The 14,204-nt window shown below is 62.4% G+C and carries 15 protein-coding genes; 6 read left to right on the top strand and 9 right to left on the bottom strand.

Annotated features, from left to right (window positions below; translation table 11 throughout):
• Positions 1–167 precede the first annotated feature (167 nt).
• The 3 genes from D4Q52_RS03430 to D4Q52_RS03420 all read right to left on the bottom strand — a co-directional run bounded on the left by D4Q52_RS03430 (position 168) and on the right by D4Q52_RS03420 (position 1,922).
• A complete protein-coding gene (locus D4Q52_RS03430; protein ID WP_119855125.1) occupies positions 168–323 on the bottom strand; it encodes a Thivi_2564 family membrane protein in 156 nt (51 codons plus the stop codon).
• 169 nt (positions 324–492) lie between these two features.
• A complete protein-coding gene (locus D4Q52_RS03425; protein WP_119855124.1) occupies positions 493–1,149 on the bottom strand; it encodes a DUF2865 domain-containing protein in 657 nt (218 codons plus the stop codon).
• A 20-nt stretch (positions 1,150–1,169) separates the two neighbouring features.
• On the bottom strand, positions 1,170–1,922 hold the full coding sequence (locus D4Q52_RS03420) for a L,D-transpeptidase (RefSeq protein ID WP_119855123.1): 753 nt from the start codon (positions 1,920–1,922) through the stop codon (positions 1,170–1,172).
• A gap of 248 nt (positions 1,923–2,170) precedes the next feature.
• On the opposite strand from D4Q52_RS03420, the gene D4Q52_RS03415 reads away from it, so the two are divergent.
• The gene (locus D4Q52_RS03415) at positions 2,171–3,283 is read left to right on the top strand and encodes an AI-2E family transporter (protein ID WP_119855122.1); all 1,113 of its coding nucleotides are present in this window, start codon (positions 2,171–2,173) and stop codon (positions 3,281–3,283) included.
• A gap of 384 nt (positions 3,284–3,667) precedes the next feature.
• Here D4Q52_RS03415 and D4Q52_RS03410 read toward each other — a convergent pair whose 3' ends face one another.
• Together D4Q52_RS03410 and D4Q52_RS03405 are read right to left on the bottom strand one after the other, a co-directional pair.
• Entirely contained in the window at positions 3,668–4,051 is a 384-nt protein-coding gene (locus D4Q52_RS03410) for a hypothetical protein (RefSeq protein ID WP_119855121.1), read from the bottom strand.
• 351 nt (positions 4,052–4,402) lie between these two features.
• Positions 4,403–5,209 carry a response regulator gene (locus D4Q52_RS03405; RefSeq protein WP_119855120.1) on the bottom strand — a complete coding sequence of 269 codons (807 nt, stop codon included), beginning with the start codon at positions 5,207–5,209 and terminating at the stop codon, positions 4,403–4,405.
• A gap of 224 nt (positions 5,210–5,433) precedes the next feature.
• Here D4Q52_RS03405 and D4Q52_RS03400 point away from each other — a divergent pair, with 224 nt between their 5' ends.
• Together D4Q52_RS03400 and D4Q52_RS03395 are read left to right on the top strand one after the other, a co-directional pair.
• Positions 5,434–5,658 (top strand): NepR family anti-sigma factor, encoded by a 225-nt coding sequence (locus D4Q52_RS03400; RefSeq protein ID WP_119855119.1) that lies wholly within the window; start codon positions 5,434–5,436, stop codon positions 5,656–5,658.
• Positions 5,658–6,203: a sigma-70 family RNA polymerase sigma factor gene (locus D4Q52_RS03395; RefSeq protein WP_119855118.1), complete on the top strand. Its 546-nt coding sequence runs from the start codon at positions 5,658–5,660 to the stop codon at positions 6,201–6,203. The genes D4Q52_RS03400 and D4Q52_RS03395 overlap by 1 nt, the downstream gene beginning before the upstream one ends.
• Positions 6,204–6,496: 293 nt before the next feature.
• Here D4Q52_RS03395 and D4Q52_RS03390 read toward each other — a convergent pair whose 3' ends face one another.
• Together D4Q52_RS03390 and ureG are read right to left on the bottom strand one after the other, a co-directional pair.
• Entirely contained in the window at positions 6,497–8,152 is a 1,656-nt protein-coding gene (locus tag D4Q52_RS03390) for an HWE histidine kinase domain-containing protein (RefSeq protein WP_119855117.1), read from the bottom strand.
• 208 nt (positions 8,153–8,360) lie between these two features.
• Complete coding sequence (ureG, locus tag D4Q52_RS03385; protein WP_119855116.1) at positions 8,361–9,005, bottom strand: urease accessory protein UreG; 645 nt, start codon at positions 9,003–9,005, stop codon at positions 8,361–8,363.
• Positions 9,006–9,710: 705 nt separating this feature from the next.
• Here ureG and D4Q52_RS26150 point away from each other — a divergent pair.
• Both D4Q52_RS26150 and D4Q52_RS03380 read left to right on the top strand, forming a co-directional pair.
• Positions 9,711–9,908: a hypothetical protein gene (locus D4Q52_RS26150; protein WP_147407740.1), complete on the top strand. Its 198-nt coding sequence runs from the start codon at positions 9,711–9,713 to the stop codon at positions 9,906–9,908.
• Positions 9,909–10,256: 348 nt separating this feature from the next.
• Positions 10,257–10,532 carry a hypothetical protein gene (locus D4Q52_RS03380; RefSeq protein WP_119855115.1) on the top strand — a complete coding sequence of 92 codons (276 nt, stop codon included), beginning with the start codon at positions 10,257–10,259 and terminating at the stop codon, positions 10,530–10,532.
• A 70-nt stretch (positions 10,533–10,602) separates the two neighbouring features.
• Here D4Q52_RS03380 and D4Q52_RS03375 read toward each other — a convergent pair whose 3' ends face one another.
• Entirely contained in the window at positions 10,603–12,714 is a 2,112-nt protein-coding gene (locus tag D4Q52_RS03375) for a molybdopterin oxidoreductase family protein (protein WP_119855114.1), read from the bottom strand.
• Positions 12,715–12,860: 146 nt separating this feature from the next.
• On the opposite strand from D4Q52_RS03375, the gene D4Q52_RS03370 reads away from it, so the two are divergent.
• The gene (locus D4Q52_RS03370) at positions 12,861–13,169 is read left to right on the top strand and encodes a hypothetical protein (protein WP_119855113.1); all 309 of its coding nucleotides are present in this window, start codon (positions 12,861–12,863) and stop codon (positions 13,167–13,169) included.
• Between the two features lie 153 nt (positions 13,170–13,322).
• Here the strand turns inward: D4Q52_RS03370 and aadR are convergent, their stop codons facing one another.
• A complete protein-coding gene (gene aadR / locus D4Q52_RS03365; protein WP_119855112.1) occupies positions 13,323–14,042 on the bottom strand; it encodes a transcriptional activatory protein AadR in 720 nt (239 codons plus the stop codon).
• Between the last annotated feature and the right edge of the window lie 162 nt (positions 14,043–14,204).

Genomic DNA, 14,204 nt, shown 5'->3' with positions numbered 1-14,204 from the left:
CCCCCCCGGCGCGCGCCCACCCCCCGCCCGCCGCCCCTCCCCCCCCCCCCCGTCCAAAAAAATCAACCCCGGGGTCCCCCCCCCACCCCCGCCCGCCCCCCCCCGTAAACCAAACCGGCCGCGCTTATGGGCCCGCCCCCCCTTTCGTATGGTCATCGCGGCTGTAGCTAGAATACCGCCAGATACTTCAGCAGCGAGATGATGCCGATGATGATCACCACCACGCGGGCGATCTGTTTCGCCCGACCGTCAAGCGGCAGCAGATTGATCAGGTACAGCACCAGAATGACGACCAGGAAGGTAATCAGAACACCGATCAACATCATAGATTCCTTTCAACCCGCGGCCCGCCCGCCACCAACAACGACCTCCCGTCCGTAGAGTTCCAATAGAGGAACTGGGGTTTATATCCGGTCGCACAGGTCGGTTTGGTCGCAGCAAAAACAAAGAGGCCGGCTGACGCCGGCCTCGGTTTTGTTCACGGTTGACGACTTAGTTCGACGCGACCACCGGCATCTTGCCGAATGCGGCCCGCATCGATGCTGCCGACACTGGCGAATAGTTGACCGCGCCTTCGCGGCGGTCGATGCTGCTTGCGACCTTCAGGCCGTCTTCGTTGGCGACGATGTCACCGCGGCGAAGCGTCGGATCGTCCTCGACCTTCACCTTTGCAAGGCCGAAATGGTCCTTTCCGTTGCAGGTGCAGCCATCGACGATCTGAGCCCGAAACTTGAAGGCGTTCGGCTGCTCCGAATACGGCTTGCCGCCCGAGGTGCGGGCGCCGTCGATCGTCGAGCCGTAGACGACCTTGGTTTCGCTGGCCGGGCAGAAGCTGTTGCAGGTCGCTTCCTTGGACGCATCGCCGGTGGCCGAAATCGGGAAATAACGACCGTCACACGTGCGCACGCAGAAGGCTTGACCACCGCCACCGCCGCTGCTGGCGTAGGAGCGCTTAACCGGACGCGCACGACGCGGAATGTAGCCTTCGCTGGCATAAGGAAGTGCCCGCTCCGGCGCATAAGCAGCCGGAGCCTGATAGCCATGGAACAGAGCCGAGAAAAAATCCTGCGCAGAGGCGCTGGCGCTGAACCCCATAGCAATCGTCACAGCGACGGCGCCGGTGGCAAAACTTGCTGCAAAGCGGATCATCTGGACCTCCGTCGTCCGGGTTAGTCGACCGAGGAGATCGAAACGTTCAGGGCCTGCCGCTCGGGTCGGTTCTTGCGGGCCTCGAGGTTGGGAGAGGATTTGGGCAGCACCACCACGCGCGTGCCGATGCGGGCACGGCTGAACAGGTCCTCGACGTCTTCATTGGTCAATCGGATACAGCCGGAGGACACGAACTTGCCGATCGTCGACGGATCGTTGGTGCCGTGAATGCGGTACTCGGTGGAGCCGAGATACATCGCACGGGCGCCAAGCGGATTGCCCGGACCGCCGGCCATGAAACGCGGCAGGTACGGCTGGCGAGAAATCATCCGGGCCGGCGGATGCCAATCGGGCCATTCCGCCTTGCGGGTGATCGTCTGGGTGCCGGCCCAGGTGAAACCTTCCCGGCCGACGCCGACCCCGTAGCGGATCGCGCGGCCACCGCCGAGCACGTAGTACAAATAAGTGTTGGCAGTATCGATCACGATGGTGCCGACAGGCTGATTGCTGTCGTAGCGGACGATCTGACGGCGCAGCCGGTCGGACAGCTGCGCGTCCTCGTCAGTCATCGCATCGCCAGGCTCGACCGAAGGCGGGGCTGCCAGCACCTCGTCTTCGCCGCTGAAGGGGCCGGCTTGCGGCGCCGCGGCGTAGCCCAGCATCTGCGCCGAAGCCGCGCCGGGGATTGCGGTCGTCAGCAGGAGCGCGGCGGCGACAGCCAATAGCGGCCGCGTCACCAGGTTGCGCCGCGATGCGATCGTGGTAGTAATCATCGGAATGTCCCCGCATTGTCGCCGCATCTTCTGCGATGCTGCTGAGCAACGCGATCGCCTCATAACTGTTCCGGCTCTTCGGCGTCGGCCGATGAACTACCTGGATCAGCGGGCGCCCCCTTCCGGAACTTTCCATCCGACTTTCTGTTGAAGCTGCGAGCTGCCGCGTGGTTTTTCCGGCCGTACAACCGGCACCTCGCGCGCCGCATCCTCAACGCGATTTCGAACGCAGAAGCTGGTGGGGTCCTGTGCGCATTGTTCCCGTCGAGCCTGCCGGCACGCCGCTTCCTGACAGTACGGAAGAAAGGCCGCCGCTGATCAGGCGCACGGAAGTCGTCGCTTTCGCCCTGGTGGCTCTGCTGATCATCGTTGGCACCGGCCTGCTTTATGTCGCCAAGCCGTTTTTCCTGCCGATCGTGACTGCGTTTGTGGTCGGCACCATGCTGTCGCCTGCCGCAACCTTTCTGGAGCGCTGGCGATTGCCGCGGCCGGTGTGTGCGGTGGTGATCGTCGGCCTCGCTCTGACCACCGTCGGCTTCATGGTGGCTCTGATTTCGGCACCGGTGGTCGAATGGAGCGGCCGCCTGCCCGAGCTCGGCGGGCTTTTGAAGGAAAAGCTGAGCTTCCTTGAAAAGCCCATGGGGTTTTGGCGGCAATTACAGACGTCGATCGGCGGCTCGGAATCGACAGCGTCGACGCCGATCCAGATGCCGCAGATCGACTGGATGCAGCCGACGCTTGAATTCGTTTCGCCGACCATCACCGAATTCCTGCTGTTTCTCGTCACCCTGGTGCTGTTTGTCGCCAGCTGGAAGGATCTGCGCCGCGCGCTGGTGATGAATTTCGGCGACCGCGATGCGCGCCTGCGAACATTGCGGATCCTGAACGAGATCGAGATGAGCCTCGGCGGCTATCTGCTGACGGTGACGACTATCAACCTGTGCTACGGGGCAGCCACTGGGGTGATCTGCGCGCTGGCCGGGATGCCCAATCCGGCCGCCCTCGGTGCTCTCGCAGCGATCCTCAACTTCATCCCGATCATCGGCCCCTCGGTGATGTTCATCATCCTGGCCCTGGTGGGTGTCGTCGCCATGCCGACGCTCGGAGAAGCGCTGATCGGGCCGCTCGGCTTCGCGTTGTTGACCTTCGTCGAGGGGCACTTCATCACGCCGACGATCATCGGCCGCCGGCTGGAGCTCAACGCGCTTGCCGTTTTCGTCGCGCTCGCGTTCTGGACGTGGCTGTGGGGCCCGATGGGCGGCTTCCTGGCGTCGCCGCTGCTAATCGTCGGGCTGGTCGTGAAGGAGCACCTGATGCCGGCCGATGCGCCGCATCTGCCCGGCACGAAAGACACCGAGTAGACCGCGCCGGTGGCTGATCGACCCGGGCGGCACGCCTCGGAGAGACTGCTTCACTTTCCTATCCCCGCGTCATGCCCGGCCTTGTGCCGGGCATCCACGCCTCGCTGAAGCAAAATGCAGCAAAGGAGTGTATGGCCGGGACAAGCCCGGCCATGACGGAGTTTGTGACCAAATTAGCCGACCGCAAAATGTGGCTGATAAGTCGGCTTTAGTTTTGAGTCAGACTCTCAGGATGACGGTGGCGATTCCAGAAAATGCACAACTGCTCTAAGCCGTCGCCGGCGCGGAGTTACAGATAGCTGCTCCCGAACGGCAAAATGCCCGGCTTTTCGGGCCGGGCCATTCTAAGCGTGATTGGGTCCTGGTTACGATTCAAGCGGGCGCTTAGGTCACGCACCGGCCGGGCTCGAGGTTCTTCGCCACCTCGGTTAGGACACTCACCACCGGCTCACAGGCCACAATCCGGCGCGGAGCTGCGGTCGGGCGCTGTGCCGCGGGACGCAGGGCCTGACCGACTTGCGCATCGGGGACGCGGACCAGGACGGACTGGCCGACCAGGGTCACACCATAGGTCTGGCTCGGAAGTGCGCCTTGGGAGGCCAGGCCGCGGTCGGCCTTTCCGCTTCGGTTGACGTTCTGAACGACTGCGGAGCCGTCGCTCTGCAAGCGCGCGTGCTGGCCCAGATCGCCGCCGACCGCAAGTTGCGCAACGCCCAAGGAGCCCGCAACCGCAAGGATGCCGAAAATACCCCGCAAGATGTGTGACATGGCCACCCGCCGCTAATCTACAACTCGCGGCACCATCGCCGCATCTTGTTTGCGACGGATTGTCAATACCCGTCGTACAAATTAATCGTCCGAGCCGCAAATCGGTTCGAAATTGGTTGATCAACTAAGTGTGTGAGAAATGTCGCTGAGCGCCCGGAACGAATTCTGGTGCGAGAGTGTTGCATGTGGGCCGGTTAGTCCCCCCTGCCCCAATTAACCGGCGATACAGGGCGCAGCTGTGGTGATGCCAGCTGCGCCCTGTTCTTTTTGGTGAACCCGACGGGTGTCCGCCACGCACGAAAAAGCCGCCCGCGCCAGGCGCGAGCGGCTCGATCGATGAAGCCAGCGGACTTAGGAAACGGCTGCGTTGGGCGCCCGATTGCGCGAGTTGCGCTGGAAAAACAGCGCCTGACTGGCCACGGCCGATACCATTGCAGGCTGAAACGGCTTCGAGATCAGGAACGCCGGCTCCGGGCGCTCACCGGTAAGGAAGCGCTCGGGATAGGCCGTGATGAACACCACCGGCACTTCGAAGGTCTTCAGCAGCTCGTTCACCGCATCAAGTCCCGAACTACCGTCGGCAAGCTGAATGTCGGCGAGGATCAGGCCCGGCTTCTGGGTCCGCGCCAACGCAATCGCGTCGGAGTGCGTCCGGGCGACGCCGATGACGTTGTGGCCCAGGTTCTTGACCAGGCTCTCGAGATCCATCGCGATGAAGGTCTCGTCTTCGATGATCAGCACATCGGTCGCGATTTCTTCGGCCATCTCCCGGCCTGCAGCGTCGGCGAGCTGCCGAACTTCGCTGACGTCGGTGTTGAGGACGAAGGCCACCTCCTCCTCGGAGAAGCCTTCCAGGGACAGCAGCAGGAAGGCCTGACGCGGGAGCGGAGTGATCGCCGACAGCCGCCGCTCGGGGGGCATCGGCAGTGATCTGACCTCGGAGTCGTCGTTGAGCGCAACCGAATTCCAGATCTGGGCAAACAGGCGAAACAGCGCCGCGCGCGGTCCATGCCGCTCGTCCAGCAGGCTCGGGTCCTGCAGCAGCGCTTCAAGCATTGCCGCCACATAGGCGTCACCCGAAGCCTGGCTTCCGGTCAACGCTCGCGCGTAACGGCGCAGCAACGGTAAATGCTCAGCAACCAATTGCGATCTCGACATCCCCACTCCAATCTCGAAGCTTGTCTCGGCCCATGATCCCTCGGGGCGGCCGGGCTCCCCTGCAGCACTGACTACGCCGAACCGATCTGAAAGTTCCATCGCGCCCGGGAACTTTGGTGACGCTACCGAATTAGGCTCCCAAGTGACACGTCAAAACCTTCAAAAATCAAGCAAAACCCTAGCGATTGGGGGGACTTGACCATGGGGAAAACATTGGATCAGTCATGGCAGAATTCAAGGCTAACACCATGAAGAAGTCGGCGCCTGGAAGCAAAGGCGGGTTGAACCAGGAGATCCAGGCCCGGATCGGCCACCAGTTGCGAGCCATGTACGACGACGTCGTCCGGCAAGGGGTGCCAGATCGTTTTGCGGACCTGATCAAGCGGCTTGAAGAGGCCGAGCAACCGAGTGCCGGTGCCGCGGCGGCCGATAGCGAGAGGAGGGACTAATGCCTCTCACTGATTCCCTTCGGGACGACATTTTGGCGGCGGTGCCCAGTCTGCGCGCTTTCGCGATCTCGCTGAGCGGCAACGGCGATCGGGCCGACGACCTGGTCCAGGAAACGCTGCTGCGTGCGCTCGCCAACATCGACTCCTTCCAGCCGGGATCGAATTTGCCGGCCTGGCTGTTCACGATCTTGCGCAATCTGTTTCGCTCCGATTATCGCAAGCGACGCCGGGAAGTGGAAGACGCCGATGGCAGCTACGCCAAGACGCTGAAGTCGCAGCCGGGCCAGAACGCTCATCTGGAGTTCGAAGAATTCCGCAGCGCACTCGACAAGCTTCCGCAGGATCAGCGCGAAGCCTTGATCCTGGTGGGCGCGTCGGGATTCTCTTATGAGGACGCCGCTGCGATCTGCGGCTGCGCCGTCGGCACGATCAAGAGCCGCGTCAATCGCGCACGCTCCAAGCTGAGCGCATTGCTCTACGTGGATGGCGCCGAGGACTTCGGCCCGGACGATACGGTACGAGCTGTGATCGGCAGCAACGGCTGATCTTTGCACCTCGGCGAATACGACAGGAGCGGCCCGCGGGCCGCTTCTTTGCGTCTGATGGTTGGGTCGTGGAGATTGACGGCACCACCGAAGCCGTCGTCCTCCTCGTCATTGCCGGGCTAGTCCCAGGCGTCTGCAATACTCCGCTCGACAGAGTGAAGATCACGGCCCAATCCTGGGCGGGACACGGGAAAATCTGGCGTGCACCCATCGACCGAATTTTCGCCAAGCTCGTGCTGGGCGACACCACGGCGTCGCGCCGCTGCGGCCAAGGGCGGCGCGGCGGATGGCGGTCAACTGCGCCGAAGCGGCGCCGAAATCTGACCGGTGCGGTCGCGCTCGTTCATGTCTACGACCGTCTCCATCGGTGCGATGAGTTCGTACACGTAGCTGACGTCGGTGAAATAGCGCTTGGCCGTCCCGCCGAGCGCTTCCGGTGCGACGCGCTCGAGCAGGATCACCCCGAATTCGCTCTCCGGACGCCGAGTCGCCTCGCTGGTGTTGAACTCTTCCCAGCGGAAGTTGAAGACGGAGTCGGCGCCCTCGCCGGTGACTTCCCACGTCGCGACGATATGCGGATGCTTGCCGACCAGCGACAATCCCTCATCGGAGTGCGACGCCAGTTCGAAAAACAACAGGGACAAGCTTTGCGCGGCTCGCGCGCTGACGGCGATGTCCGGGCCGTTCACCGCGATCCGATCGGCATGGGGAATGGCGCGCGCCTCGAACAATCCCTTCAGCATCACGCCCTGCCACTGGCTCTCGCTCAACAACGAGACCACGTTGGACATCGCGTGAATACGTCCGATCAGGAGTTCGCGTGCAACGTCCATATCGGCGCCGTGCCGCAATGTCCGGGTCACGATGGACTGGATCACTGCCAGGATGTTTTTCACCCGATGGTTCAGTTCGTCGATCACCGCCGTCAGGCGACGCTCGAAGCCGATCCGCATTTCAATCTCGCGGCGCAGCCGGACGTTGCTGTTGCTGACGTAACCGAACAAGCCACAAATGATGAATGTGAGTGCCAGTCCGGTGGCCGCCACGATTGCCGCAACCTGCTGAGCGCGCACAAACGGGCTCACCTTCGCGTAGTAAGCCAGCGACCAATCCCGATCGCCGAAGGTGACGGTTCTGACGATGGTTGGGGGCGGTTGATCGCGACCGACCGGCCGTTCGCTGATCTTGCCTCGGTCGTCGGCGACGAGCTCAACGTCCGGCTGGCGGGGGTCCTTCAAAACCACGGAAAACAACGACATGTCGTCGTTGGTGAGCATCAGGGCCGACAGATCGTACGAGAAGGTGATGAAGCCGACGGCCTGCGAGGTATCCTCGTTCATCACCGGTGCCGCTAACACGATACCGAGCGGATTTCCCGGCACCTGCAGGCGGGCCGGATCGGACGCCTCGGGCTTACCGTCCGCCAATGACTTGGCGAACATCCGGCCGAGCACCGGATGATCATCCAGGGAGCGGCCCAGCAGCGCTGTCGTCTCGGGATTTCGCGGCTCGATATCCAGCACCACGTCGAGCGGCTCTGTCTGCGTCGCGGGATCGATCAGGCTGCCGTCCGAATGCCGGATCTTGATGTCTTTATAGCCTGCGCTCGCGAGTTCCGCCTCGGCCGCTGCAAAATCGTTGCCCTTCAGCCGCACGACCCAGCTTGCCAGCAGGAAGTCTGTCTTGAAGGCGTAGATCGAGGAGCGCAGCGGCTTCAGCATGTCGGCCTTGATCACGGCAGGCGTGCGAAACAATCCTGAGGCGACACGGCCGAGCAATTCGCGCTCGGTCAACCGGTCCTGAACCTGACTGGCATGAACGTCAATGGCACGGCCGAGCGCGATGCGCTCGACAGCCGCCTCCTGGTCATAGATGCGAAAGGCCGCAAAGCCGGAAAGCAGAATCCCGACGATCGCCACCAACGCGATGATGAAACCCAGCCGTATCAACGCTTCAACTCGATCAACGAAGGAGGCAATGGTACCCCCGGATCAGACATGTCGATTGCGGCCATCGTGAACAAACAGGGACCGCAATCCACTCGGACCATTGCTGCTGACATCCTGCGTTTACAGTGAGACTGTCCGGGTCCGAAGAGGCGCAACAAAATCATCACCGGATGGTTCCGGTCCAGACAGGGTTCGCGAGGCCAACAGGTTAGATCGTAGTTGTGGCAACGGCCGAACTCGGCATCAAGCCACCTCTGGTTTCGATAAAGCTGATGATGCGATCCAGCCCCTGCTGAGCCTTGAGATTGGTCATGATGAAAGGCCGTTCGCCGCGCATGCGCCGCGCATCGGTGTCCATCTTCTCCAGCGAGGCCCCGACGTATGGGGCGAGATCGATCTTGTTGATCACCAGCAGGTCCGAACGCGTGATACCGGGACCGCCTTTAGAGGGAATCTTATCTCCGGCCGACACGTCGATGACATAGATCGTCAGGTCAGCGAGTTCGGGCGAGAATGTGGCCGCCAGGTTGTCGCCGCCCGATTCGATCAGCACCAGATCGAGCCCGGGGAATTTGCTGCGCATATCCGCGACGGCTGCGAGGTTCATCGAGGCGTCTTCGCGGATCGCGGTATGCGGGCAGCCGCCGGTCTCGACGCCGGCGATGCGATCCGGCGTCAACGATCCCGATCGCACCAGAAACTCGGCGTCCCATTTGGTGTAGATATCGTTGGTGATCGCCGCAATGTCGTAGCGCTCACGCATCGACTTGCAGAGCAGGTCCATCAGCGCGGTCTTGCCGGAGCCGACCGGGCCGCCGATGCCGACACGCAGAGGACCGTGATGAGCTGACATAAGGTTCTCCCGCTACAATGGCTTGCCGGCATATGGCAGCGTCAAGAAAAGCTGACACCGCCGGGGACGGTGCGAATAAGAACGATGCAGCAACGGATTGCAAGCCGCTGGTCGTCCAAATAGCGGACCAGTCCGGCTTCCGGTCCAGCGCCACGCGTGATCGTAGCACTGATGCCCGATTGATGGGTCGGCCTCGAGCGGCCACGCGACGAGATCACTGCCGCACGATCAAGTCTCCCGAACATTCGCCAGTGTGCCGGTGCGATCGCCACGTTGGGACGCTCCCCCCGCCCGACACGCCTTGTTCGCGTTTGGTGCGCACCAACGTGATGCGGCGGCTGATCCGATGCTCTGACGTCGAGCGGTCTTTGGCACGAGGCGGAGAGAATTGTCCGCCGGGACCACCTTGATGTCTCGCATCAGCGAGACTTATCCACTGCCGCAGCGGTCAAAGACTTATTCGGATTGACGCCCGGGCTGCACCGGACTCAAACAAGCCGGTCGAGGATCGTAATGACTGCAACAGAACCGCCGAACAACCAACTCACACCGCCTCTAGTGCCCACAAGTGCTCAACCGCTCGGTCAAAAGTCTCAAGATCGGACTGAGCAGCCCGCACCAATGCTATCAGACGGTCCCTTGAGCACGACGGGACAAAGCGCGACTGCACCAGCGCCCCCACGCACCGCACCGGCCGCAGCTGTCGTGCAAGTGAAGCCCGCGGAACACACCACACCTCAGAATGCACCGCACGCCGATGCCGAGCGCCTCGAACTCGCCGAACGCATTGCTGCGTTCCGGAATTTGCAGGTCAGACTGCGGCACGAGCGTGAAACGTACTACAATGCAGAACTCGGCCGTACACGATCCCTGTTGTCCAAGCCGCTGAAGCCGCGCCGCTGACACGCGGGACCTCCCCATTAGTCGCACTACGTCTTTGGTTGGACCGATATCCCGCAAAGTGGGCGTTTGGCCGAGCTCTGATGCTATCTGCGCACCATCGTGACGAATCAGCGCACCTCGCGCCGCAGACAGCCATCGAAAGCCGCAATCGCGTCCTTCCAGCATTCTACCAGCCACGTAAGCCCAGTATTTACTACCTAAGCGGTGCTGATTTTCGCCCGAATCCCAACTAAGCATACTTAAGCGAATGATAACCGCCGACTTGTGGTGAGTTAGATTTCTTGAAATTCAGAATTGTCGACACGAAATGAGTGTAGTAGAAGGGCGCTTCACTAAAGGAGCCTACGCGTGGCAAAGAAAGCTAAAGCCAAGACCGCCAAGACTGCAAAGACTGCAGCAAAGTCGCCGAAGAAGGCGAAGACCGTAGCCAAGTCTGCTGCGAAGCCCGCCAAGAAGACGAAGATCACTCGGCGCGAATATACCAAGGAAGACATCAAGGAGTTGCGCGCGCACTCGAAGGCGCGGACCCCGGTCTCCGAAATCGCCAAGCTGACCAAGCGGACCGTCGGCTCGCTGCGTCAGAAGGCGCTGAAGCTCGGTATCGGCCTCGGCCACCAGCGCTGAGACTGCGACAACCGCTTCGCGAAGCGCATCACGACTGCCGATCGGCGGCTCCCCGCCGCCCTTTCGGGTCTCAGTCGCGCTTCGCGAGCGGCTGTAACGTCTTCCTCGCCCACACTTTATTGTCGTGAAACGCCGCACCACCGTGCGGCGCAACGGAATCCGCGCTGGTCAGCACGTTGATTCCGCGCCCGCCCGCGTGCGCGCTGTTTGGAAACACCGATTCGGCGATCAGCACACCGCGACGCAGGCCATGATCAAGTCGGGCCGTCAGCATGGTTTCGCCCCGGATATTGCCGAGGGTGACCAGATCCCCTTCCTCCACTCCGATCGATGCCGCGTCCGCCGGATGGATCAGCACCGATGGCGCGCCTTCGCGCGCGCGCGAGGACGGCGTCTCGTTGAAAGTGGTATTCAGAAAGCTTCGCGCCGGACTGGTCGCCAACCGGAACGGGTGCTCGTCGTCGACCTGTTCGGTAATCGCCCAGTGGTCAGGCAAGCTCGGCATCTGCTGCCACGGACCAAATTTCAACTGCCGCGGGACTTTGACGTTGCCCCAATCCGCCCGGAAGTGGAACTTACCGTCCGGGTGAGCGAAGCCGTCAAGGAAGTGCGCCGTCCTGAAATCAGGCTGCAGATCTCGCCACAGGTCTGCCTCCAGCTGCTCGATCGAGCCGCGGCCGCTCTTCTTCAGCGTCGCGTCGATCACTTCGCGCGGCGTCATCGCAAACGCCCGATGCGTCACCCCCAGCCGCGCCGCAAGCCCTTGCAGTACCTCGTGGTTTGACCGGCATTCGCCTGGTGGATCGACCAGACGGGCGCCGACCGAAATATGCTGATGGCCGCCGCCGTAATACACGTCGTCGTGTTCGAGAAACATCGTGGCCGGCAAGACCAGATCGGCCATCAACGCCGTTTCGGTCATGAACTGCTCATGGACCGCGACGAACAGGTCCTCGCGGGCGAACCCAGCCCGGACCAGGGCTTGCTCCGGCGCGACAGTCATCGGATTCGTATTCTGGATCAGCATCGCCTTGACGGGCGCACCGCCGCGAAGCGCTTCTGCGTCACCCGTCAGGATACGCCCGATCTTCGACTGATCGAGGACCCGGGTCGCGGGATCCAGCGTATCGAGGCCTTCGATCAGCGTCTTGTCGAAGCCGAAGATTGCGCCGTTGTTGAAGAAAGCGCCGCCGCCCTCGTGCTGCCAGGCGCCCGTCACTGCGGGGATACACAATGCCGCGTGCATCTGAGCCGCGCCGTTGCGACTGCGGGTGAAGCCATAGCCGAGCCGAAAGAAGCTGCGCTGGGTCTCGCCGACGGCGCGCGCGAAGGCTTCGATCTCCGGCACCGGCACACCGCAGATGTCGGACGCCCACTGCGGCGTGCGGGTCGCAAGGTGCGCCTCGAGCTCGGCCGGGCAGTCGGTGTAACGATCGAGATAAGCGCGATCGGCGTAGCCGTCGCGAAACAACACGTGCATGACGCCGCAGGCGAAGGCGCCGTCGGTGCCCGGCCGCAGGATGATCCGGATATCAGCCTGCTTCATCGTTTCGTTGTCGTAGATGTCGACGGCCGCGATCCGCGCGCCGCGCTCCTTGCGGGCTCGGGCGGCATGCGTCATCACGTTGACCTGGGTCGACACCGGGTTGGTACCCCAGATCACGATCAGATCGGATTTTGCCATCTCCCGCGGATCGACGCCGGCAACCTTGCCTGTACCGGCCGCATAGCCCGACCAGGCGATGTTGGAGCAGATCGTCGAATAGAAGCGGGAGTACTTCTTGGCGTTGGCGAGCCGGTTGATGCCGTCCCGCATCACCAGCCCCATGGTGCCGGCGTAGTAATACGGCCAAACGGCTTCCGCGCCGAATTCAGCTTCGGCCGCGTTGAAACGGGCCGCGATCTCATCCAGCGCCTCGTCCCAACCGATGCGGACAAACTGGCCCGAGCCCTTCGGACCGGACCGGCGCAGGGGATGAGTGAGGCGATCCGGATGGTGGATCCGCTCGGCGTAGCGCGCGACCTTGGCGCAAATGACCCCCGCCGTGTAGGTCTGCTGCTTTGAGCCGCGCAGCCGACCGATGGTCGACCCGTCGATCACTTCGACATCGAGGGCGCAGGCCGAGGGACAATCATGCGGGCACGTCGAGTGATGAATAGCGATCTTCGCGAGCGAGGTCATTTGCGAGCTATTATCACGTAACACCACCTTTGAGAACGCCTGCCCTGCCGCAACCCCCATGCTGTTCGTTCGACCGAATTCGTTCGCCGCTTGCAACTTCTCAGCGGCTGCGCAGTTGAGCCCGCTGACCACAGATCGGGCAGCATGTGAATTCGGCCAAACTCTTCGAAATCGAGCGGCTGGCGAAGGAATACGCCGCTTGGCGTGCAGTTTCCGAGGACGACCGAGCGCCGGCTGCGGCGTGGTGGTGGAGCACGGCGCTGGCACTCCGGGACGAGACGGCAGTGCTACCGGATAATTTGCACGGCGACTTCGGGCTGCCCGCGGGCAGTTCTTACGCGGATCTGGCGGCTCGCCTGCTGGAAGACATCGCAGTGCAGAAGAGGCTAGCCTCGCCCGGCGGGTTCCCAATGAAGCCGAAAAGCAAAGGCAGCTCGAAGACAGATCGGGCCTGACTTTTGATCGAAGGCGCGAGGGGTGACAAGACGCCAGACCTTGCGGTGCGGTTCACTCAGCAGGCCTTGAACGAAAGGGCATGCTGAGAAGGCCGGTGGTGTGAGCTGGAAAGACCGGCAGGATTCTGGACAACCGGGGTCACAGACTTTGAATTAAGCCGCGGCGAGTGCGTCGAATCGCTTCGGATCCAGAACGCGTACTCCGTCGGGAACGATCACGATCAATTTTTCCCGCTCCAGCTTGGTGAAGGTGCGGCTCACGGTTTCGATGGTCAGGCCCAGGAAATCAGCGATGTCCTGCCGCCCCATCGGTAGGCTGACCGTTTTGGTGACGCCTTCCAGCCGCGCCAGGCGGTCGCGCCAGCCGACCAGGAAGGCCGCGACCTTTTCTTCAGCAGAGCGGCGGCCGAGCAGCAGCATCTGATCCTGCGCCAAACTGAGTTCGCGAGTCGCGAACTCGTTCATGCGCAGCAGCATTTGCGGGCGGTTCTCAATGAAGCGCAGGAAAGGACCGCGGAAGAACTTACAGACGGTCACGCCGCCGATCGAGTCCGCCGAGAACGAGTAGCGGGGCGATGGCGCCATGCCGAGGAAATCTCCCGGCAGCGCGAAGCCGATGATCTGTCGGCGACCGTCGGGCAACAGCTTGTACAGTCGAGCGATGCCTTCGACCAAGCTGTAGACCGCGTCGGCGACTTCGTCTTCGGAGAACAGCGCCTCTTTCGGTCCGTAGCGAACGTGCTGAGCGAGGCGTTCAAATTCCTCGTGCTCGAGTTGCTCCAGTTCGCCGCAAATCGCGAGCGGACGGACCGAACAATGCGTCGCGCAGCGAAAACCGTCGCAGGTCGAGTTCGGAAAAGCGAGGTGCGGCATCCATCACTCCATACGTCGTCAGGTCTACACGTCGGGTCAAACTCAAGGGCCGCGCACTGCCGTCGATTCATCGCGCACGATGCCGGAAAGCGAATATGTCGCCAAATCGTCAAGACTGCTTGACACAGATCAAGGCCGCGCTGCGCTGCACAGCGAAAGGTC

The organism is Rhodopseudomonas palustris, from assembly GCF_003591005.1.
Classification (GTDB): Bacteria; Pseudomonadota; Alphaproteobacteria; order Rhizobiales; family Xanthobacteraceae; genus Rhodopseudomonas; species Rhodopseudomonas palustris_K.
This window is presented reverse-complemented; position numbering and strand designations above follow the sequence as displayed.